Raw genomic sequence first — 20,703 nt, 5'->3', positions numbered from 1 at the left:
TCAGGCCTCCACGGTCCGGGTGCGGATGAGTTCCCGGTACCAGAGGCCGGAGTCCTTCACGGTGCGTGCCAGGTCGTCGAAGTCGACCCGGACGATGCCGAAGCGCTTGGCGTAGCCGTACCCCCACTCGAAGTTGTCGAGCAGCGACCACACGAAATACCCGCGCAGGTCGACGCCGCGCTCGAGCGCCCGGTGCGCCGCGGTGAAGTGCCGGCGCAGGTAGTCGGTGCGCTCGACGTCATGCACCGCACCGTCCTCGGTCACCTCGTCTTCGAACGCGGCGCCGTTCTCGGTGACCATGAGCGCCTGCTCGGGGAACTGCTCGGAGAGTGACACCAGCAGCTCCTCCAGTCCCTCCGGAGCGATGTTCCAGCCCATGGCGGTGTAGGGACCGGGCTGCTCGACGAACTCGACCAGCTGGTCGCTGCCGGGCCAGGCCGTTCCGCCCGCGGCACCCTTGTGGCCGTCGTTCTGCTGCTTCGGCGAGACGCCGTCCCAGAGGCGCACGGTCGCGGTCGAGTAGTAGTTCACGCCGAGCACGTCGATCGGCTGGGCGATCGTGGCGAGGTCGCCCTCCTGCACGAAGTTCCAGTCGGTGACCGATGCGGTGTCCTCGAGGAGATCGGCCGGGTATTCGCCGCGCAGGATCGGTCCGGTGAACGCGCGGTTGGCGAGGGCGTCGATCCTGCGCATCGCCTCCGCGGCGCCGTCTCCCTGTCCGCGGAGCACGTGGAAGTTCAGGGTGACCGAGTAGTCCGGGTCGCCGGTGGAGGTCGCGCGAAGCGCCTGCACCGCGCGACCGTGGGCGAGGTTCAGGTGGTGCACGGCAGACAGCGCCGATTCCGGTTCGTGCCGTCCGGGTGCGTGGCCGCCCTGGCCGTAGCCGAGGTAGGCCGAGCACCACGGCTCGTTCAGTGTCGTCCAGGTGTGCACGCGGTCGCCCAGGGCCGCACCCATGATCTCGGCATAGCGCTCGAAGGCGTCGGTGGTCGCCCGCGACGTCCAGCCACCGGCATCCTCGAGATACTGCGGGAGGTCCCAGTGGTAGAGCGTCGCCACCGGCCGGATCCCGCGCTCGAGCAGCCCGTCGACCAGACGGGAGTAGAAGTCGATCCCGGCCTGGTTCACCGCGCCCGATGCGGTGGGGACGATGCGCGGCCAGGCGATCGAGAACCGGTAGGCCTCGAGCCCCAGGTCGGACATCAGATCGAGGTCCTCGTCCACGCGATGGTAGTGGTCGCACGCGACGTCGCCGGTGTCGCCGTTCCATACCCGCCCCGGTGTCTTGCTGAAGGTGTCCCAGATCGAGGGGGTGCGCCCGTCCTCGGCGGCGGCTCCCTCGATCTGGTAGGAGGCGGTGGCCGACCCGAACGTGAACCCCTCGGGGAACACCAGGCCGGAGCCGCGGTAGTCGTCGCGGGGCGTGAGCAGGGTGGTCATGCGGTGATCTCCTCGAGGTCGACGGTGTAGTCCTCGGCGCGGCCATCGGGGTCCGTCACGGTGACCGTGGTGCTGCCGGCGCCGCCGGGGAAGACCCGGAGCCGCAGTCCGTCATGGTAGTCGTAGTCGGGGCGATCGACCCGAGCACCCCAGGGGAGCGCCGTGCCCGGCCGCACGTACAGCGGCAGCGAGTCGAATCCGTGCTTCTCGCGCCGCCAGCCGCCGCCCGTGACGGTCTCACCCGTCAGTAGCGAGGTCCACTCGCCGGCGGGGAGGTAGAAGTCGACCTCTCCGTCTTCGGTGAACACCGGGGCGACGAGCAGGTCGGACCCCAGCATGTACTGCCGGTCGAGGTAGGCGGTCGCCGGATCGTCGGGGAACTCCAGCATCATCGGCCGCATCAGCGGCACCCCCGTCGCCGCGGCATCCAGCCCCTGCTGGTACAGGTACGGCATGAGGCGCATCTTGAGGTGCGTGAACTGTCGCGTGACTTCGACGGCCTCCTCGTCGAACGCCCACGGCACCCGGTACGAGCTCGAGCCGTGGAAGCGCGAGTGCGACCCCAGCAGCCCGAAGGCCGTCCAGCGCTTGAAGACACCGGCATCCGGCATGCCCTCGAATCCGCCGATGTCGTGGCTCCAGAAGGCGAAGCCCGAGAGCGCGAGCGACAGGCCTCCGCGCAGCGTCTCGGCCATCGACGTGTAGGTCGAGGTGGAGTCGCCGCCCCAGTGCACCGGCATGGTCTGGCCGCCGGCGGTCGCGGACCGGGCGAACAGCACCGCGTCGCCAGCGCCGCGCGTCTCGGTGAGCACGTCGAACACCGCGCGGTTGTACAGGTCGGTGTAGAGGTTGTGCATGCGCTCGGGGTCTGCGCCGTCGGCCCACACCACATCCGTGGGGATGCGCTCGCCGAAGTCGGTCTTGAAGCAGTCGACGCCCTGCGCGACGAGGCCCCGCAGCTTCGACTGGTACCAGGCGGTGGCGTCGGGGTTCGTGAAGTCGACGAGCCCCATACCGGCCTGCCAGAGGTCCCACTGCCACACCGAGCCGTCGGCGCGCTTCACCAGGAATCCCTGATCGGCGGCTTCCCGGAACAGGGGGGAGCGCTGGGCGATGTAGGGGTTGATCCACACGCAGACCCGCAGATCCTTGTCGTGCAGGCGTCCGAGCATCCCCTCGGGGTCGGGGAAGACCCGCGGATCCCACTCGAAGTCGCACCACTGGAACTCGCGCATCCAGAAGCAGTCGAAGTGGAAGACCGACACCGGCAGCTCGCGCGCGGACATCTCGTCGATGAAGGAGTTCACGGTCTGCTCGTCGTAGTCGGTCGTGAAGCTGGTCGACAGCCACAGCCCGTAGGACCAGGCGGGGACGACGGGCGGGCGACCGGTGAGAGCCGTGTAGCGACCGAGCACGTCCTTCGGAGTCGGACCCGCGATCACGAAGTACTCGAGCACCTCGCCGGACACCGAGAACTGCACGCGCTCCACGGATTCCGAGCCGATCTCGTAGGAGACGTGGCCCGGGTCGTTCACGAGCACGCCGTAGCCGCGGTCCGAGAGGTGGAACGGGACGTTCTTGTAGGCCTGCTCGCTGGAGGTGCCGCCGTCCGCGTTCCAGATCTCCACGGTCTGGCCGTTCTTGACCAGCGGTCCGAAGCGCTCGCCGAGTCCGTAGACGTGCTCTCCGACGCCGAGGTCGAGCTGCTCGTGGACGTAGGCGGATGCGCGGGGAGCTGCGCCGCCCTGCCGTCCGTTGCCGACGATCCCGCGATCGACCTGGGCATCGTCCGCCAGCCGCACGTAGCCCTGCGCCTTGTGGCCGCTGCCGGTCACCCGGCGTCCGTCGACCTCGAACGAGAGGTCCCACGGCTCGCCGGGGGTGATGCGCGCGACCAGGGATCCGGCATCCAGCACACCGCCGTGGTCGCCGACGGAGATCGAGGCCGTTCCCGTTCCCGCGCCGGGCAGTGAGAAGCCTCCCTGCCGACGTCCGCCGGCGTGATGCGCGATGCGTACGCGGATGACGCCCTCCGCGGGGGAGGAGAGGGTGGTGGTGAGCACGGGGCGGTTGAGGGTGTCGCCGCGTTTCGCGATGACCATCGTGGGTGCGGTGATGACGATGCCGGTCCCGTCCGGCGTCTCGTCGGTCTCGGCGATGTCGTACGCCTCCTGCGCATAGAGCGCGGTGACCCCGGGACGCAGCTGCCAGAACCCGTCGGTGAACTTCATTACTTGACTGCTCCTGCGGTGATGCCCCGGGTGAGGGTGCGTTGGAAGATGAGGAAGAAGATGAGCGTCGGGATGATGCCGAGCAGCGCCGAGGCGCTCGTGGTGGTGACGTCCATCAAGCGGTCGCCCTGGAGCACGCTGATGGCCACCGGGACGGTCTGATTCGCGTTCGACGCGAGGAACGTCAGCGGGATCAGGAACTCGTTCCACGTCCAGATGAAGAAGAAGATCAGCAGGACCGAGAGCGTGGGACGGCTGATCGGGAAGATCACTCGCCACAGGATCTGCCAGCGGCTGGCACCGTCGAGCGATGCGGCCTCGAGGATCTCCTTGGGGAACGTGCCGTAGACGGACGAGAGCAGGTAGGTGCCGAACGCCGCCTGGATGACGGTGAACACGATGATGACCGACCACACGTTGTCATACAGGCCGACGGACTTGAACATGTAGTACAGCGGGTAGAGCAGAGCCTCCTGCGGCAGCAGGTTGGCCATCAGGAACAGCAGCACGATCCACGAGCGACCGCGCACGCGCCCGATGCCGATCGCGAAGGCGTTGAGCATCGAGATGACGACCGCGAGCACCGACACGATCCCGGCGATGAAGATCGAGTTCCAGACCTTCTCCGGGAAGTTCACCCGCTCCCAGAAGGTGATGATGCCGCCGAAGTCGAGCGACTCGGGGAGGGCGAGGGGGCCGGAGGTGGCGTAGTCGACGGGCGACTTGAACGAGTTCACGAGCACCAGATAGAACGGCGCGATGACGAGCAGTGCGCCGACGATGACGAGTGCCAGCAGCAGCCAGTCGATCGGTCGCTTCTTGGTCATGCCGCCGCGCGGGCGCGTCTTGGCGGGCTTCCCGGTGACGATGGCGGTGGTGGCGTGCATCACAGACCCGCCCTTTCCTTGCGCTCGAGGGAGTTCTGGACGCGGATGAAGATGATCGACACGATCACCACGACGATGGTCAACACCGTCGCGATCGTGGCGCCGTAGCCGACGTTCCGCTTCGTGAAGAACTCCTGGTAGGCGTAGTACGCGGGCACCAGGGTGGCACCGGCAGGGCCGCCGCGGGTGATGATGTAGACCGGACCGAACACCTTGAGTGCGGCGATCGTGCAGGTCAGGGTGACGACGAAGATCTCGGGGCGGATGATGCTCATCGTGATCGCCGAGAACCGCTGGAACCAGTTCGCGCCATCGAGCTCCGCGGCCTCGTACAGCTCGGGGTCGACGCGCTGGAGCGCGGCCATGAAGACCACGACGGGGTAGCCGAGCTGCACCCACACCATGACCACCATGAGCACGATGAGCGCCGACGGCATCTGACCGAGCCAGTCGTAGGCGGGCAGGCCGAACCACCCGAGCATCTGGTTGAGGGCGCCGTCGCTGCCGGGGCGTACGATCCAGCCGATCACGATGCCGGCGACGGCGATCGGGAGGATCTGCGGGAGGTAGTACGTGGCCCGGAGGAAGCTGCCGACCTTGCCGCCGAACTTGCGTCCGACGACGTCGAACAGGAGCGCGGCGACGATCAGGCCGACGATCGTGGGTACCACGACCATCGCGATGATCATCCACACCGAGTTCGTGAACGACGTCCAGAAGTCGTCGTCGGTGAGGATCTTCTGCCAGTTCTCGAGGCCGATGAACTCCGGTGTGCGCACCCCCTTCCACTTGGTGAAGGTCAGGTACACGTTCCAGATGAGCGGGACGATCACGACGACGAGCAGGAGCACGAAGCCGGGGAGCAGGTAGATCCAGTAGGCCCCGGTCCCACCGCGGCGCTGCGGGATCGACGGCTGTTCGGGCGGCAGCTTCGTGCGGCCCTCGCGGCGGGTGGCGAGTGACATGTTCATCTCCAGGAGGTGCGGGGGCGGCGTCCGTGCGGATGCCGCCCCCGCGGGTCGATCAACGGAAGTCGGCGGTGCCTTCGTCGTACTGCTCGCCGAGGTTCTTGTTCGTGGTCTCGACGTCCTGCACGCCGGTGACGAGGCCCTGCAGCTCCTGCACGATCACGTCGTAGAAGCCGGGCGCGGGCCAGTCCGGGTAGAACGAGAGGCCGTCGGCGTCGAGGACCCCGTTGAAGGTCTCGATGAGGGCCGCGCTCTTCTCGTCGGTGATGTCGGCGGTGTCCGCCGCGACGGGGAGACCGCCGTTGTTGCCGATGATCGCCTGGATCTCCGGGCGCATCGTGATGTCGATGAACTCGTAGGCGAGGTCTTTGTTGGACGCGTTCTCGGGAACGACCCAGAGGTTGCCCGAGGAGCCGAGCGAGAGGTCCGCTCCGGGGAACGCAGCCATCGACCAGTCGAAGCCGGTGGCCTCCGCAACGAAGCGGCCGAACCACCACGAGCCCGAGACGAAGATCGGCGACGAGCCGTTGATGAACGAGACGCCGGCGTCGTCGGCCTTGACCGACGAGACATCGGAGGCGATGTAGCCCTTGTCGACGTACTCCTTCAGGGTCTCCGTCGCCGACGTGACCTCGGGACCCTGCCAGTCGACGGGCTCCTTGTAGAGCTGGTAGTCATCGACGAAGCCGCGGTCGGCCTCGAGCAGCGCGAGCTGATACCAGAGTTGTCCCAGCGGGTACTCGGCGCCGGCTTCCGCGAGCGGCGTGACGCCCTGGGCGACGAAGGCGTCGAGCACGTCGACGAACTCCTCGTACGTGGTGGGAATCTCCAGCCCTGCTGCGGCGAAGGCATCCTCGTTGTAGTAGACGCCGACGAACTCGCCGTAGTTCGGAACGCCGAACCAGGTGTCACCGCCCATCACGCCGTCTTCCGAGTACTTGGCGGTGGTCTGCAGCGACGGCGCCAGCTTCTCGTCCCATCCGTACTCCTCGACCGCGTCGGAGATGTCGGCGATCAGGCCGGTGGAGGCGAGGAAGCCTGCCGTCGCGTTGCCCTTGTTGAACTCCATGAGGTCGGGCGCGGCGTCGGTGTCGAGCACCTGGCTCGCCGTCTTCTGGATCTGCTCGAAGGACTTCTCCTCGAACTCGACCTTCGCTCCGGTCTCCTTCTCGAAGATCTTGATGGACTCGGCCCAGGCCTTGCCCATCGCACTGTCGGCGCCCTCGTAGTGCCAGAGCTTGAGGGTCTGACCGTCGCCGCCCTCGTTGCCTGAACCGGCTGTACAGCCGCTCAGCGCGATGCCGGTCGTCGTGAGCGCGGCCACCAGGGCCAGCGCCTTCGTCCTGCGGGTGCTGCGTGCCATCGTCGGCACTCCTTTCTCAATGGCCCCATGGGCCGGACACTTCACTGGGTCGGATTGTTCAGTTGTGGGTACGGCATCGTCGAAGCGTTTCGATCGCGAACATGCCGGCGAGAGGGTGAGGAGGGTGGTCAGCCCTGGGCGGGGGAGACGGAGCCGACCGAGCGGTACTCGGGCGGGATGAGGTGGATCTCCGCGGGCGCGAGCGGGTCGTCCAGACGGCGGATGGCCAAGTCGACCGCGATTTCGCAGGATCGCTGCGGCACCAGCGGGATCGTGTCGACGGGCACCGGCAGCGCCGAGGTGTCGAAAGATGCGGCAGCGGAGACCACCGAGACGTCGTCGCCGACCCGCAGTCCGTGTTCGGCGAGCACAGACAGCAGCACCTGGTGCACGTCGTCGACGGCGTGCACGATGAACGCGCGGTCTCCGCGGGCGAGCGCGGCCTCCGCGGACGCGCGCACGGTGACCGCATCCGTCACCGCCGCACCCGAGGGGGACCAGTCGAGAGTGACGACACGGGCGGCGGCCTGCTCCTGCGCGCCCCGGAGCAGGCGTCGGGGGAAGTTCGACTTGCGGTACGAGACCTCGGTCTGCCCGAGCAGGGCGATGCGTCGGTGGCCCGCGTCGGCGAGACGGTCGACGGCCAGCTGGCCGGCCGCCTCGAAGTCGAGGTCGACGCAGGTCAGGCCGTCGCGGTCGTCGGGCAGGCCGATGAAGATCGTGGGCGTGCCGACCGAGCGGGCGATGGGGACGCGCTCGTCATCGGGGGCGACGTCGAGCACCAGGATCGCGTCGACGAGGTTGCTCGCCGCCACGCGGTTCATCCCCTCGGACGCCTGCTCGTCAGTGAGGAGGAGGATGTCGAAGCCCTGTCGCCGGGCGGCGACCGCGGTCGCGAGCACGAAGGCCATGTGGGTGGGCGCGTGCGTGTCGGCGCGCAGCGGCTCGGTCAGGGCGAAGATGTGGGTGCGCCGACCGGCCAGCATGCGCGCGCCGGCATCGGGCTCGTAGCCGAGGGCCTGCACGGCATCCTCGATGCGCATCCGGGTCTGCTCCGACACCGGGCGCTTGCCGCTGAGTGCGTAGGAGACCGTGCTGATCGACACACCGGCGGCGCGTGCCACCTCATGGATCGTCGTCATCGGGACTCCATCGTCATCGTGCGGAAAGCAATCGTCGAAGCGCTTCGCTCACGCTTCTCCAGCGATGATAGACACGACCCGTCGCCCTGCGCAAGCCTTTTGTGGTCATGCGCAACAAATACGCTTCCGCAACCGTGGGAGCGATCCCGCGGTCTAGGGCGACGAGGTCTCGATGGGGGAGGGGATTCGAGACCCCGCCGCCGGCCTAGGACGTGACGCGGATCTCGGCGATGACCTCGCCGTAGGCGGTCTCGCCGACAGGCGTGAAGCCGACGCGGTGGAAGAAGGTCTCGGGCCCGCCCTCGCCGGCCTCGTAGATGACGTTGACGTGGTCGACGTCGCGCGCCTTGGCCTCTTCGACCAGCGCCTCGACGGCGAAGCGGCCGACGCCGCGACCCTGATCGTCGGCGTCGACGTTGATGCGCCACAGCACGGAGCGGAAATGCTCCTCCGGTGCTTCGGGATCGAAGTTCGCGCTGACGAAGCCGACGACCTCGTTGCGGTCGAGGATCACCCGCTGCCAGGAGGTCTGCGGGTTGATGACTGTGGCTGCGATCCCGTACGAGACGGGAGCGAGGAACTGCTCCTGTCCGGGCTTGAGCGACAGGTTGTTCACGGCGACGATCGTCGCAGCGGAGAGTTCGACCATGCGCAGTTCGGACATGGACCCAGGCTAACCCCTCGGGCCGGAACCGACACGTCTCGGTCGAACATTTCGTCCAGAACTGGCCGATCGTCACCACTCGCCGGACGTCGGTGAGGGGCCGGGGCAACGGGCCCGAAGCCACTCAGGTATCTTGGTATCGAGACAAATAGACCACAAGAGCGGAGAACCTCCCGGTGACCGACGAAGCCATCATCTACACCCACACAGACGAGGCGCCGGCACTGGCCACCGCCTCGTTCCTGCCGATCATCCAGGCCTACACGGGTCAGGCGGGCATCGACTTCGAGACCCGCGACATCTCGCTGGCAGGCCGCATCCTGGCCGCCTTCCCGCAGAAGCTCACGCCGGAGCAGCAGGTGGGCGACGCGCTCGCCGAGCTGGGCGGCCTGGCCACGCTCCCCGAGGCGAACATCATCAAGCTGCCGAACATCTCGGCATCGATCCCCCAGCTCAAGGGCGCCATCGCAGAACTGCAGAAGCAGGGCTACGACATCCCCGACTTCCCGGACGAGCCGTCGTCGCTCGAAGAGAAGGACGTGCGCGCGCGCTACGACCGCATCAAGGGTTCCGCCGTGAACCCGGTGCTGCGCGAGGGCAACAGCGACCGCCGTGCGCCTCTCGCCGTGAAGAACTACGCGAAGAAGCACCCGCACCGCAACAAGCCGTTCGCCGCGGGATCGAAGACGCGCGTCGCCACCCTGGGGCACGACGACTTCAAGCACAACGAGCGCTCCTGGGTCGCTGCCCACGACGACGTGCTGAGCTTCCGGCACACGGCCGAAGACGGAACGGTCACCGTGCTGAAGGAGGGCCTCAAGGTCCTGCCGCGCGAGATCATCGACGCGACCTTCCTCTCCGCCAAGGAGCTGGATGCCTTCCTCGCCGAGACGCTGAAGACAGCCGCGGCCGACGACGTGCTGTACTCGGTGCACCTCAAGGCGACCATGATGAAGGTCAGCGACCCCATCATCTTCGGCCACGTCGTGAAGGCGTTCTTCGCCGACGTGTTCGCGCAGTACGGCGACAAGCTCGCCGCGGCAGGACTCAGCGCGAACGACGGGCTCGGCTCGATCCTCGCGGGGCTCGCGAACGTGGCGGGTGGCGACGAGATCGCCGCCGCCTTCGACAAGGCGATCGCCGAGGGGCCGCGCCTGTCGTACGTGAACTCGGACAAGGGCACGACGAACCTGCACGTGCCGAGCGACGTGATCGTCGACGCATCGATGCCCGCGCTCGTCCGCAACGGTGGAAAGCTCTGGGGCAAGGACGGGGAAGAGGCTGACACCCTCGCGGTGATCCCCGACTCCTCGTACGCGAGCGTCTACCAGGCCGTGATCGACGACGTGATCGCGAACGGTCCGCTCGACCCGGCGACGATCGGCACGGTCCCGAACGTGGGGCTCATGGCGCAGGCCGCCGAGGAGTACGGCAGCCACGACAAGACGTTCGAGATCGCCGCAGACGGCATCGTCCAGGTGCTCGACAGCGAGGGCACGGTGCTCATCGAGCACACCGTCGGCAAGGGCGACATCTGGCGCGCGACGCAGACCAAGCACATCCCCGTCATGGACTGGGTCAAGCTCGCGGTCACCCGTGCACGCGCGACCGGCGACCCCGCCGTGTTCTGGCTCGACGCGAACCGCTCGCACGACGCCCAGATCATCGCCAAGGTGCACCAGGGCCTCGCGACGCTCGACACCAAGGGCCTCACGATCACGATCCTCGCGCCCGAGGAAGCGACGCGCTACACGCTCGCCCGCATGCGTCACGGGCTCGACACGATCTCGGTCACCGGCAACGTGCTGCGCGACTACCTCACCGACCTGTTCCCGATCCTCGAGGTCGGCACGAGCGCCAAGATGCTCTCGATCGTGCCGCTGCTCGCGGGCGGCGGTCTCTTCGAGACCGGCGCCGGGGGCTCCGCACCGAAGCACGTGCAGCAGCTGGTCGAGGAGAACTACCTGCGGTGGGACTCCCTCGGCGAGTTCTTCGCGCTGGCCGCATCGCTCGAGCACTTCGCCGACCGCACGGGCAACGAGAAGGCCCGCGTGCTGGCCGAGACGCTGGACGCCGCGACCGGCACCTTCCTCGAGGAGGACCGCTCCCCTGGCCGCGCGCTGGGCACCATCGACAACCGCGGCAGCCACTTCTACCTGGGCCTGTACTGGGCTCAGGAGCTGGCGAAGCAGTCGAAGGACGCCGAGCTCGCAGCGGCGTTCGCCCCCATCGCCGCGACGCTCGCCGAGAACGAGGAGAAGATCGTCTCCGAGCTCAACGCGGTGCAGGGCAAGCCGGTGGAGATCGGCGGCTACTACCGTCCCGACGAGGATCTCGTCGCCGCGGTCATGCGTCCGTCCGCCACGCTGAACGGCATCGTCGACGCACTGCGCTGACACACGAGAAGGGGGTGGATGCTTCGGCATCCACCCCCTTCTTCATGTCCGCGGGAGAGCGGTTCAGTAGTAGACCGAGACCTCGAGGCCGACCGGCGACCAGTCGTAGACGTACTTGGCGAGATCGATCGGGAGGTTCACGCAGCCGTGGCTCATCCGCTGGCCGAAGTTGTTGTGCCAGTAGGTGCCGTGGAAGCCGATGTTCGGCGCGAACCAGGTGATCCAGGGGACGTCTTCGGTGCAGTAGGGCGCGCCCTCGTAGCAGCCCATGTCCTGGATGGCCGTGTGCGCGAACACCTTGAAGTTGCCGGCCGGGGTCAGCGTGCCGGGCAACCCGGTCGACACCGCCCAGGACTGCACGACCTCGTTGTTCTGGAACAGGTAGGCGCGCTGCGAGCTCAGGTTGATCTCGATGCGGCGGAACAGGTTGACCGTCTCGAAAGCGGTCTCGCCCACGGTGAGCTTGTAGACCCCGTCGCCGGCGGCGAGCTGCTGAGCGAACTGCTCGGCGATGCCCGACGTGTCGCCGACGGCGCGGCCCACGACGCCCTCCTGCTCGGCCCGCAACACGGTGCCGGCGGAGTCGACGATGTTCGTGGCGTTGACCGGCGCCCGGTCGACGAGACCCGGAAGCGTGTCGACGGTGGCCTGGATGGCCTGGGCGTCGGCTTCGATGCGCAGCTGGCCGTCTTCGTCGACCACGGTCAGCCAGGTGGCTGCGACCGCGGGCTTGACCGGCACGGTGCGTTCGTCGCCGACGTAGAAGCCGATCGTCCCGAGCATCGTGTTCAGCTCGGTGGCGGTGGCGGTGGCGTCGTCGTCGGAGACGGCAGGCAGGGCCTCGGCAGGACCGCCGGGGTATTCGAGAGACGTCTTCCCCGCGGCCACCGCATCGGTGAAGGCGGCGGTGAGATCATCGACGTCGATTCCGGTGCCGGGCTCCGAGGCCGTGACGATGTACTTACCGCCGGCGGGGTCGAATGCGACACCGGCGTCCACCGGGTCTTGGAAGCTCGACGGCACGGCGCTGCGCAGCGCCGCGGACGCCTTCTCCGTATCGAGGGCGATGTCGGCGGGAACCGGATCGCCCATCCACATGCCGAGGTTCCACAGCGGTCGGGCGGCGAAGGCGGCATCGGCGAGAGCGGTCGCATCGAGGGACGCGCCGAGGTCGGCGCCGGTCAGGACCGCGTCATCTCCGTCGCCGGTGAGCGTGACCTCGGTCTCGGCGAGATGCGTGCTGATCGCTTCGGCCGCGGCGCCCGGTGTCATCCATCCGACCGGGATTCCGGCGACGGTGGTTCCCGGGGCGATGAGTACCAGCGAGGCTGCTCCCGCGCCCAGGGCGACGACGCCGAGTCCGAGCCCGATCCAGAGGCCGAGGCGGCGCTTCTTGGGGGCCGGCTCGACGGGGGCCCACGCCAACGGCTGTTCGCCGGTGGTGGGCGGGACGGCGTCGGTGGCCGAATCCCGCGGCGTGAGTACGGCGGTGGGCGTGGCGTCGTCGCCATGCGCCTCGGCTGCTGCGCCCGGCGCAGAAATCAGATCGGTCACGAACTTCACCCCCCGGATCTCAAACGTGTCCTGAGGTCCAATGGTACGGGATGGGAGGTAACGGGGAGGCAACGGTCCGTGATATCGTCCCTCCCCGCGCCAGGTCAGTCGACGATGGCGATGCCGTCGATCTCGACGAGCATCTCCTCGCGGGGGAGACCGGTGAAGACGGTGGTGCGCGACGGGAGGACTCCGCTGGGGGTGTTCGCGGTCACGAAGGCGCCGTAGGCATCGTTCATGATCGGGAAGTCCTCGCGCTTGGTGAGGTACACGCGCAGCATGACGACGTCGTCGAACGTCGCGCCCGATGCCTCGACGATCGCCTTGACGTTCTCGAGGGTGCGAGTGGTCTGCGCGGCCACGTCGCCGGGGAAGAGGTACTCGTTCGTCTGCGGGTCGACCGGTCCCTGGCCGGACACCTGGACGAACGGGCCCTTGCGGATACCCTGCGAGAAGGTGTGCGCGGGAGCGGGGGCGGCATCGGTGGAAACTCGGGTCTTCGCGGTCATGCCATCCAGCCTAGTAGCCTTGTTAGATGCCTCTACAAATTCCGGATCCCGTTCTCGGTGCCTGGACGAAGGGCTTCCCGGCGCATGCTGCGGGACTCCGACTCTCGGAGGTCGCGGGCGCCGATCTGCGCCTCTCCGACCTGGTCACTCCGGTGCTCACGGTGCACGAGGACGCGCTCGTGCACAACGAGAGGACCGTCTTCGCGTGGGCGCGGGAGCAGGGGGTGCTGCTCGCGCCCCACGGCAAGACCACGATGGCGCCGGCCCTCTGGCAGCGGCTCCTCGAAGCGGGCGCGTGGGGCATCTCGGTCGCGACGCCGTGGCAGGCCGAGGTCGCCGTCGACGCCGGCGTCGCGACGGTACTGATCGCCAATGCTGTGACGGATGCCGCGGCGGTGCGCCGCCTGAGCGCACTGCTCGCCGCCGATGACGGGCTGCGGGTGCTGTGCTGGGCGGATTCCCTCGCCGGCGTCGCGATCCTTGCGGACGGGATGCGCGGTGCTGAGCGGCCGCTCGACGTGCTCGTCGAGCTCGGCGGCGCGCAGGGCCGCACCGGCGCCCGCAGCGTGGAGGAGGGCGAGCGGATCGCGCAGGCGATCTCGGAGGCTCCCGGGCTGCGACTCGCCGGTGTCGCCGGGTACGAAGGTCCGTTCGGGCCGGATCGCAGCGACGCTTCCGTCGCGGCCGTCGACGCGTATCTCCGGACGATCGTCGAGCTGCACACGCGCCTGGTGTACCCCGTGGACATCCGCCCTGTGCTCAGCGCGGGCGGCAGCTCGTTCCCCGATCGGGCTGCCACGGTACTCGCGCCCCAGGGCGCGGAGGCCGACGTCGTCCTGCGGTCTGGTGCCTTCCAGATCCACGACGACGGGTTCTACTCCCGCATGTCGCCGTTCGGCCCGTTGACCGGAACCGCGCCACTTCGTTCGGCGATGCACGCCTGGTCACGTGTCGTCTCGCAGCCGGAAGAGGGCCTCGCCCTGTTGGATGCGGGCCGTCGCGACGTGCCGTTCGATCTCGATCTGCCGGTCCCGCAGTCGGTCGACGGTGAGATCACGGCGCTCAACGATCAGCATGCGTTCCTGCGGCTCGCGGACGGCGCTTCGGCGGGGGTCGGCGACGTGGTGCGTCTGGGCCTCTCGCACCCGTGCACGGCGTTCGACAAGTGGCGGGTGGTCGCCGTGATCGAGGATCCCGACGCGGATGACCCGCGCGTGATCGGGGCGGTCGCGACATGCTTCTGAGTGCGGAGAAGGCGGCGGCCGACCTGGTGCGGGTCTACCGCGGAGCGACAGTCGTCGACGGGACGGGGGCGGCGCGCTACGTGGCCGACGTCGCCGTCGAGGGTGCCCGGGTGGCCGCGGTGCTGACGAGCGAGGCGGCGGAGAGCCTCGAGCTTCCGGATGGCGCGACGGAGATCGATGCGGCCGGCCTGGTGCTGGCCCCGGGATTCATCGACATGCACGCGCACAGCGACCTCGCCGTGCTGAGCGGCGCTGCCCACGAAGCGAAGATCCGGCAGGGGGTCACCACCGAAGTGCTCGGTCAGGACGGCCTCGGCTACGCCCCGTTGGACGACCGCGCGGCCGCCGTCATCCCCGGCCAGATCGCCGGGTGGAACGGGATGCCGGCCGAGGTGCCGTGGCGGACCGTGGACGACCTGCTCGCCGCGATCGATGCCGCGACGGTGGCGAACGCGGCGGTCCTCGTGCCGCAGGGGAACCTGAGGATGATGGTCGTCGGGCACGAGAACCGTCCGGCCACAGCCGCCGAGATCGCTGCGATGGCCGATCTGCTCGGCGCGGCGTTGGATTCCGGTGCGTTCGGGATGTCGAGCGGCCTCACCTATACGCCGGGGATGTACGCCGACACGGCGGAGCTCGAGGCACTGTGCCGCGTGGTCGCGGAGCGTGGTGGCTACTGGGCGCCGCACACCCGCAGCTACGGCGGGGGAGCGCTCGACGCCTACCGGGAGGCGCTCGACATCGGCCGCCGCACCGGGTGTCCCGTCCACCTCACCCACGCCACGATGAACTTCACCCCGAACCGGGGGCGGGCAGCGGAGCTCCTCGCTCTCATCGATGAGGCCATCGCGGAGGGCGTCGACGTGACCCTGGACACCTATCCCTATCTGCCGGGAGCCACCACGCTCGCTGCCCTGCTGCCGAGCAGGCTCGCCGCCACGGGCGACCTGTTGCGTGCTGTCGCCGAGCTGGACGCGGCCGGTCGGGAGACGGTCCGCGTCGAACTCGAAGAGGTCGGCTGCGACGGCTTCCACGGTGAGAGGGCCGACTGGACGCAGATCCAGATCTCCGGTACGGCCCATCCTGACCTGGTCGACCTGGTCGGTCGGACGGTCGCCGAGATCGCCGAGACCACGGGGCGTCGAGCCGTCGACGTCGTGCTCGACACGATCATCGCCGATGCGGGGGCCACCGGCATCCTGATGCACATCGGCGATGAGGAGAACGTCCGCGCGATCATGCGCCACCCGCAGCACACCGGCGGAAGCGACGGCATCCTGATCGGTGCGCGGCCGCACCCCCGTGGCCGGGGCACGTTCCCGCGCTATCTCGGACACTACGTGCGCGAGCTCGGCATCCTCACGCTGGAGGAGGCGGTGCAGCACCTGGCGGGTACACCGGCCAGACGGCTGGGCCTCGACCGCGACGATGCTCCGCGCGGTGTGATCCGCTCCGGCGCGACCGCCGACCTGGTGCTCTTCGATCCCGAGACCATCGCCGCCGGCGCGACCTTCGACGAGCCGTTCACCCCACCGCTCGGCATCGTCGAGGTGCTGGTCGGCGGAGTGCCCGTGGTCTCCGACGGCGAGCCCACCGGTGCCACGCCGGGGCGGGCGCTGCGGATGCCGCCAGCGCCCCATCGAGCCACGATGCCGCGCATCGACGCACGCATCGACCCGCTGGCAACAGGTTTCGTTTGGTCGGACGAGACACCCGTGCTCGCCACCGCGGAGCTCGCCACCGTTGCGGGCAGGCTGGGTGGAGTCGGTCGCGACGACGGACGGCCGGGCATCCGCCTCGTGGTCGATGAGACGCTCGGCGCCGATGCCGCAGCGGCGGGTCGCATCGCACCGGAGGCGTTCCGCGTGAGTGTGAGCGCCTCGGGCATCGAGGTCCGGGGTGCGAGCCCTGCCGGCGTGTACCGGGGTGCCACGGTGCTGCGGCAGCTCCGTGACCCGGACGGAGCGACGACGCCGATTCCGGCCGGAGTCTGGGAGGGAGCGCCCGCCTATGCGTGGCGAGGCGCGATGCTCGATGTCGCACGTCACTTCCGGACCGTGGAAGAGGTCCGTCGTCTCATCGACCTGCTCGCGGATCACCATCTCAACGTCCTGCACCTGCATCTCTCGGATGACCAGGGCTGGCGGTTCGAGGTGCCGGGCTTCCCCCGCCTCACCGAGATCGGTGCCCGTCGCGCAGCGACGCAGCGCGGCCACGGTCCGCTCGCGACCGTCGAGCCCGGCGTCCATGAGGGCTTCTACACGACCGCCGAGTTGCGTGATCTGGTGAGGTACGCCGCCGAACGCTTCGTCACGCTCGTCCCGGAGGTCGAACTCCCCGGTCACGTGCAGGCCGCGCTCGCCGCCTATCCCGAGCTCGGGAACACCGACGTCGGCGACCCGGTCGAGTCGCCGTGGGAGCGGTTCGGCGTGAACCCGCGCACGCTCGCGCCCACCGAGGCCTCGCTGGCCTTCGGGCGCGCGGCCATCGACGCGCTGTGCGACGTGTTCGACTCGGAGTGGATCGGCATCGGCGGTGACGAGGTCCCGGTGACCGAGTGGGCGCAGAGCGCCGCGGCCGCCGCGCGTATGCAGGAGCTCGGACTCGCCACCGCGCACGACGTGCAGCCGTGGTTCACGGCCCATTTCGTCGCTCACGTACGCGCCAGAGGTCGCACGGCGCTGGCGTGGGATGAGGTGCTCGAGGGTGACGTGCCCGACGGCGTCCGGATTCTCGCATGGCGTGGCCCGGTCGCGATGCGCGCGGCTCTCTCGCGGGGCATCGAGGTCGTGGCCTGCCCCGACCTCGAGGCGTACCTCGACTACCCGCAGTCCGAATCCGCGGAGGAGCCCATCAGGGTCGGCCCGCCGCTGACGATCGAGCGGGCGTACACCCTGCGCGTCGAGGACGGAGCCGTCGGCGGTCAGGCCAACGTCTGGAGCGAGCATCTGCCCACCCGTGATCGGGTCGACTTCGCGATGTTCCCTCGTCTGTCGGCGATCGCCGAGCGGCTTTGGGAGGGTGGTGACCCGGCACCGTTTGCGGACTTCGGTCGACGTCTGCCGACGCAGCTGCGCCGTCTCCGCGCGGCGGGGGTGCGGTATCGTCCACTGGACGGACCTGCACCCGATCAGCGTCGCCCCGGAGTGCCCGGCAAACCACTCACGGTCGAGGCACGCGAGCGCATCGTCGCCGGTCTGGTGACGCGGCTTCTCGAGCGTTCGAAGGACACCTCCGCCGAGCTTCGAAAGTAATGTAACGTTTCGGTAACCCTCCTCGCGCGACCGCGGGGAGAGGTTGCACAAATTTTGTTCGTAAGGTCTACTAACAAACATGTCCGTTTCGGATGAACAGCGTCCCGCGCCGCCGGTAGAGTACCTCGGCGCGAACACGCATGCCTTCGGCCCGGGGCGCCACCTGCGCTCGCGCGCGAAAGTGCTTCCCGAGCATGCACGCGGCCACAACCGTGCACTCGTGCTGCAGACGCTGTATCACGCCGGTGCGATGAGTCGTGCGGATCTCTCGCGAGAGACCGGGCTGACCCGAGTCACGATCTCCGACCTGGTCGCCGAATTCATCGCCGACGGCATCGTCATCGAGATGGGCGTCCGCGAGGCCGTAGGTCCGGGCAAGCCGCCCATCCTGATCGACATCGACCGTGTCGGCCACCAGATCCTCGGCCTCGATCTCTCGGGTCCCAGCGCTTTCACCGGCGCGGTGCTGAGCCTCGACGGCGACGTGCTCGAACGGCGTGAGGTGCCGCGGCCGGACTCGCCCGACGGCGAAGCGGCGTACGCGGCCCTGCACGAGCTCGCCAAGACTCTGGTCGCCGCTTCCACGCAGCCGCTGCTCGGGGTCGGCATCGGAACTCCCGGTGTCGTGCGGCCCGATGGACTCGTCCTCAGCTCGCCGAACCTCGGCTGGACGAACTTCCCGCTCGAGGCGAAGCTCGGCATCGACCTGGATCTGCCCGTCCTCGCCAGGAACGACGCCAACGCGGCGGTGCTCGCCGAATACACGTTCGGGGACGCGAAGGCCGACTTCATGCTGATCAAGATCGGCAAGGGCGTCGGTGCCGGGCTCATCACCGGCAGCCAGCCGCTGCTGGGCAGCCGCTTCGCGGCGGGGGAGATCGGGCACGTCGTCGTCGGCACCGACGGCGGTCCCCGATGCGCCTGCGGCAAGGACGGCTGTCTCGAAGCGTGGCTGAGCGTCAGCCGCCTGCGTGCGGCGCTGGAGTCCGAACCCGACGCTCGCGACGAGATCCTGCGCGACGCCGGAACGCGGATGGCGATCGCCGTCGCTCCGATCGTCGCTGCTCTCGATCTCTCCGAGGTCGTGCTCTCCGGCCCCGCAGATCTGCTCGACGGCATCCTGATCGATGCCGCGATCGAGACGCTGCACGCCCGCACGCTCGAGGGCGTGTTCGAGGACGTGGTCGTGCGCCGGACCCACCAGGAGGACATCGTCCTGCGCGGCGCCGCCGTCATGGTGCTCTCCGGCCAGTTGGGCGTGTCGTGACGCTCCCCTTCGCCACCGCGGAGACCGCGGGGAGCAGCATCCGATGAGCGATGCGCGTGCTGCCGACCCCGCCGGTCGGCGGATTCGAGTGGGCCTGGACGTCGGCGGTACCAAGATCGACGCCGTGGCTGTAGACCCTTCCAGGGAGATCATCGGCCGACTCCGCCGGGTCACCGGCTGGGGAGACGATGCCGTCGTCGAGAGCATCGTGACGGCCGTCAGCGGGCTCGCCGATGACGTCGGATTGTCGCTGTCGGACATCGGCTCCGTCGGAATCGGCATCCCCGGGCTGGTCGACGCCGACGCCGGCCGCGTCGATCATGCGGTCAACCTCGGCGTGGAATCCCTCGATCTCGCCGACCGTGCCGAACAGGCGCTCGGCATGCCGTTCCGTGTGGAGAACGATGTGAAGGCGGCCGCACTCGGTGCGGCGGCCCTGAGCGGGGTCACCGGGTCGATGGCATATCTCAACCTCGGCACCGGCGTCGCCGCCGGCATCGTGATCGACGGCCGCATCTGGCGCGGGGCCCGTGGCACGGCCGGGGAAGTGGGGCACCTCTCGGTCGATCCGAAGGGACGCCTGTGCGGATGCGGTCAGCACGGCTGCGTCGAGACGTTCTGCGGCGGCGGAGCGCTCGCCAAGGCCTGGGGTCGCCCGGGCGCGCTGCCGATCAGAGACATCTTCGACGCCGCGGACGCCGGCGATCCGCTCGCTCTCGCGCTCCGAGAGGACCTGTTCCACGGCGCTGCCGCCGCCGTTCGTGTGCTCGTGCTCTCGGCCGACGTCGAGACCGTCGTCATCGGAGGAGGGCTCACGGCTCTCGGCGACCGCCTGGAGGCCGGCGTGCGTGCGGCGCTGCATGCCGGCGCCGACGCGTCGCCGTTCATGCGGTCCCTCCGCCTGGATGAGAGAATCGAACTGCTTCCGGCCGGGTCTCCCGCTGCCGCTTTCGGCGCCGCACTGGTCGGCGCATCCATCACCGAGAAGGAGATCGTCCCGCATGGCTGAGGTCGTCATCGTCGAGAATGCCGAGGCCGCAGGCGCCTTGGTCGCCACCGAGATCGTCGAGCTGATCGAACGCCGGGCGGATGCGGTGCTGGGGCTGGCGACCGGATCCACTCCGCTTCCCGTGTACCAGGCGCTGCGCACGCAGCTCGCGGGTCGCGACGTCTCGCAGGTGCGCGGCTTCGCGCTCGACGAGTACGTCGGCATCGACCCGTCCCACCCGGAGAGCTACCGCTCCGTGATCACGCGCGAGGTCGTCGAACCACTCGGTCTCGACCCGCAGCGCATCCACGTTCCCAACGGCGCTCTCGCGACGATCCAGCACGCCGGCGACGACTACGAGGCCGCCATCGATGCGGCCGGTGGGGTCGACCTGCAGATCCTCGGGATCGGTACCGACGGACACATCGGCTTCAACGAGCCGGGGTCGTCCTTCGCGTCGCGCACCCGGGTGAAGACGCTCACGGAGCAGACCCGCGAGGACAACGCGCGCTTCTTCGACTCCATCGACGACGTGCCGATGCACTGCATCACGCAGGGGCTCGGCACCATCCTGAAGGCGCGGCACCTGGTGCTGCTCGCTTTCGGCGAAGGCAAGGCCGAGGCCGTGGCCGGCGCCGTCGAGGGACCGCTCACCGCGCTCCTTCCGGGCTCCGCCATCCAGCTGCACCCGCATGCGACGATCGTCGTCGATGAGGCTGCGGCATCGCGTCTCGCTCTTGCCGACTACTACCGCTACACGTTCGCGAACAAGCCGGCCTGGCAGGGCATCTGACGC

General features: G+C 68.9%; 15 protein-coding genes. 6 read left to right on the top strand and 9 right to left on the bottom strand.

Features of this window, described 5'->3' with window-relative positions; genetic code table 11:
- The 7 genes from OC372_RS17515 to OC372_RS17485 all read right to left on the bottom strand — a co-directional run bounded on the left by OC372_RS17515 (position 1) and on the right by OC372_RS17485 (position 8,695).
- Entirely contained in the window at positions 1-1,440 is a 1,440-nt protein-coding gene (locus OC372_RS17515) for a GH1 family beta-glucosidase (RefSeq protein ID WP_262003270.1), read from the bottom strand.
- The gene (gene yicI, locus OC372_RS17510; RefSeq protein ID WP_262003267.1) at positions 1,437-3,671 is read right to left on the bottom strand and encodes an alpha-xylosidase; all 2,235 of its coding nucleotides are present in this window, start codon (positions 3,669-3,671) and stop codon (positions 1,437-1,439) included. Before yicI ends, OC372_RS17515 begins: the two co-directional genes overlap by 4 nt.
- Positions 3,671-4,558: a carbohydrate ABC transporter permease gene (locus OC372_RS17505; RefSeq protein ID WP_262003264.1), complete on the bottom strand. Its 888-nt coding sequence runs from the start codon at positions 4,556-4,558 to the stop codon at positions 3,671-3,673. Before OC372_RS17505 ends, yicI begins: the two co-directional genes overlap by 1 nt.
- On the bottom strand, positions 4,558-5,523 hold the full coding sequence (locus OC372_RS17500; protein WP_262003262.1) for a carbohydrate ABC transporter permease: 966 nt from the start codon (positions 5,521-5,523) through the stop codon (positions 4,558-4,560). Before OC372_RS17500 ends, OC372_RS17505 begins: the two co-directional genes overlap by 1 nt.
- A gap of 58 nt (positions 5,524-5,581) precedes the next feature.
- Positions 5,582-6,889, bottom strand: a complete 1,308-nt coding sequence (locus tag OC372_RS17495) for an ABC transporter substrate-binding protein (RefSeq protein ID WP_262003260.1) — start codon at positions 6,887-6,889, stop codon at positions 5,582-5,584.
- Positions 6,890-7,017: 128 nt separating this feature from the next.
- Positions 7,018-8,031, bottom strand: a complete 1,014-nt coding sequence (locus OC372_RS17490) for a LacI family DNA-binding transcriptional regulator (RefSeq protein ID WP_262003257.1) — start codon at positions 8,029-8,031, stop codon at positions 7,018-7,020.
- Between the two features lie 205 nt (positions 8,032-8,236).
- Positions 8,237-8,695, bottom strand: coding sequence for a GNAT family N-acetyltransferase (locus OC372_RS17485; RefSeq protein WP_029262312.1), 459 nt, complete (start codon positions 8,693-8,695; stop codon positions 8,237-8,239).
- A gap of 176 nt (positions 8,696-8,871) precedes the next feature.
- On the opposite strand from OC372_RS17485, the gene OC372_RS17480 reads away from it, so the two are divergent.
- Positions 8,872-11,091, top strand: coding sequence for an NADP-dependent isocitrate dehydrogenase (locus OC372_RS17480; protein WP_029262313.1), 2,220 nt, complete (start codon positions 8,872-8,874; stop codon positions 11,089-11,091).
- A gap of 63 nt (positions 11,092-11,154) precedes the next feature.
- On the opposite strand, the gene OC372_RS17475 is transcribed toward OC372_RS17480, so the two are convergent.
- Positions 11,155-12,645 carry a L,D-transpeptidase family protein gene (locus OC372_RS17475; RefSeq protein WP_231481818.1) on the bottom strand — a complete coding sequence of 497 codons (1,491 nt, stop codon included), beginning with the start codon at positions 12,643-12,645 and terminating at the stop codon, positions 11,155-11,157.
- Between the two features lie 104 nt (positions 12,646-12,749).
- On the bottom strand, positions 12,750-13,154 hold the full coding sequence (locus OC372_RS17470; RefSeq protein WP_262003250.1) for a RidA family protein: 405 nt from the start codon (positions 13,152-13,154) through the stop codon (positions 12,750-12,752).
- A 26-nt stretch (positions 13,155-13,180) separates the two neighbouring features.
- Here OC372_RS17470 and OC372_RS17465 point away from each other — a divergent pair, with 26 nt between their 5' ends.
- The 5 genes from OC372_RS17465 to nagB all read left to right on the top strand — a co-directional run bounded on the left by OC372_RS17465 (position 13,181) and on the right by nagB (position 20,700).
- Positions 13,181-14,398, top strand: a complete 1,218-nt coding sequence (locus tag OC372_RS17465; RefSeq protein ID WP_262003248.1) for an alanine racemase — start codon at positions 13,181-13,183, stop codon at positions 14,396-14,398.
- Positions 14,389-17,652: a family 20 glycosylhydrolase gene (locus OC372_RS17460; protein WP_262003245.1), complete on the top strand. Its 3,264-nt coding sequence runs from the start codon at positions 14,389-14,391 to the stop codon at positions 17,650-17,652. The genes OC372_RS17465 and OC372_RS17460 overlap by 10 nt, the downstream gene beginning before the upstream one ends.
- A gap of 79 nt (positions 17,653-17,731) precedes the next feature.
- A complete protein-coding gene (locus OC372_RS17455) occupies positions 17,732-18,919 on the top strand; it encodes an ROK family transcriptional regulator (protein ID WP_029262318.1) in 1,188 nt (395 codons plus the stop codon).
- A 43-nt stretch (positions 18,920-18,962) separates the two neighbouring features.
- Complete coding sequence (locus tag OC372_RS17450; protein ID WP_262003242.1) at positions 18,963-19,928, top strand: ROK family protein; 966 nt, start codon at positions 18,963-18,965, stop codon at positions 19,926-19,928.
- On the top strand, positions 19,921-20,700 hold the full coding sequence (nagB, locus tag OC372_RS17445; protein WP_029262320.1) for a glucosamine-6-phosphate deaminase: 780 nt from the start codon (positions 19,921-19,923) through the stop codon (positions 20,698-20,700). The genes OC372_RS17450 and nagB overlap by 8 nt, the downstream gene beginning before the upstream one ends.
- The last annotated feature ends 3 nt before the right edge of the window (positions 20,701-20,703 follow it).

Origin of the sequence: Microbacterium sp. Mcb102, assembly GCF_024519805.1 — a bacterium.
Taxonomy (GTDB): Bacteria; Actinomycetota; Actinomycetes; order Actinomycetales; family Microbacteriaceae; genus Microbacterium.
The sequence above is the reverse complement of the archived record's forward strand: the minus strand, read 5'-3'. Positions and strand labels throughout refer to the sequence as shown.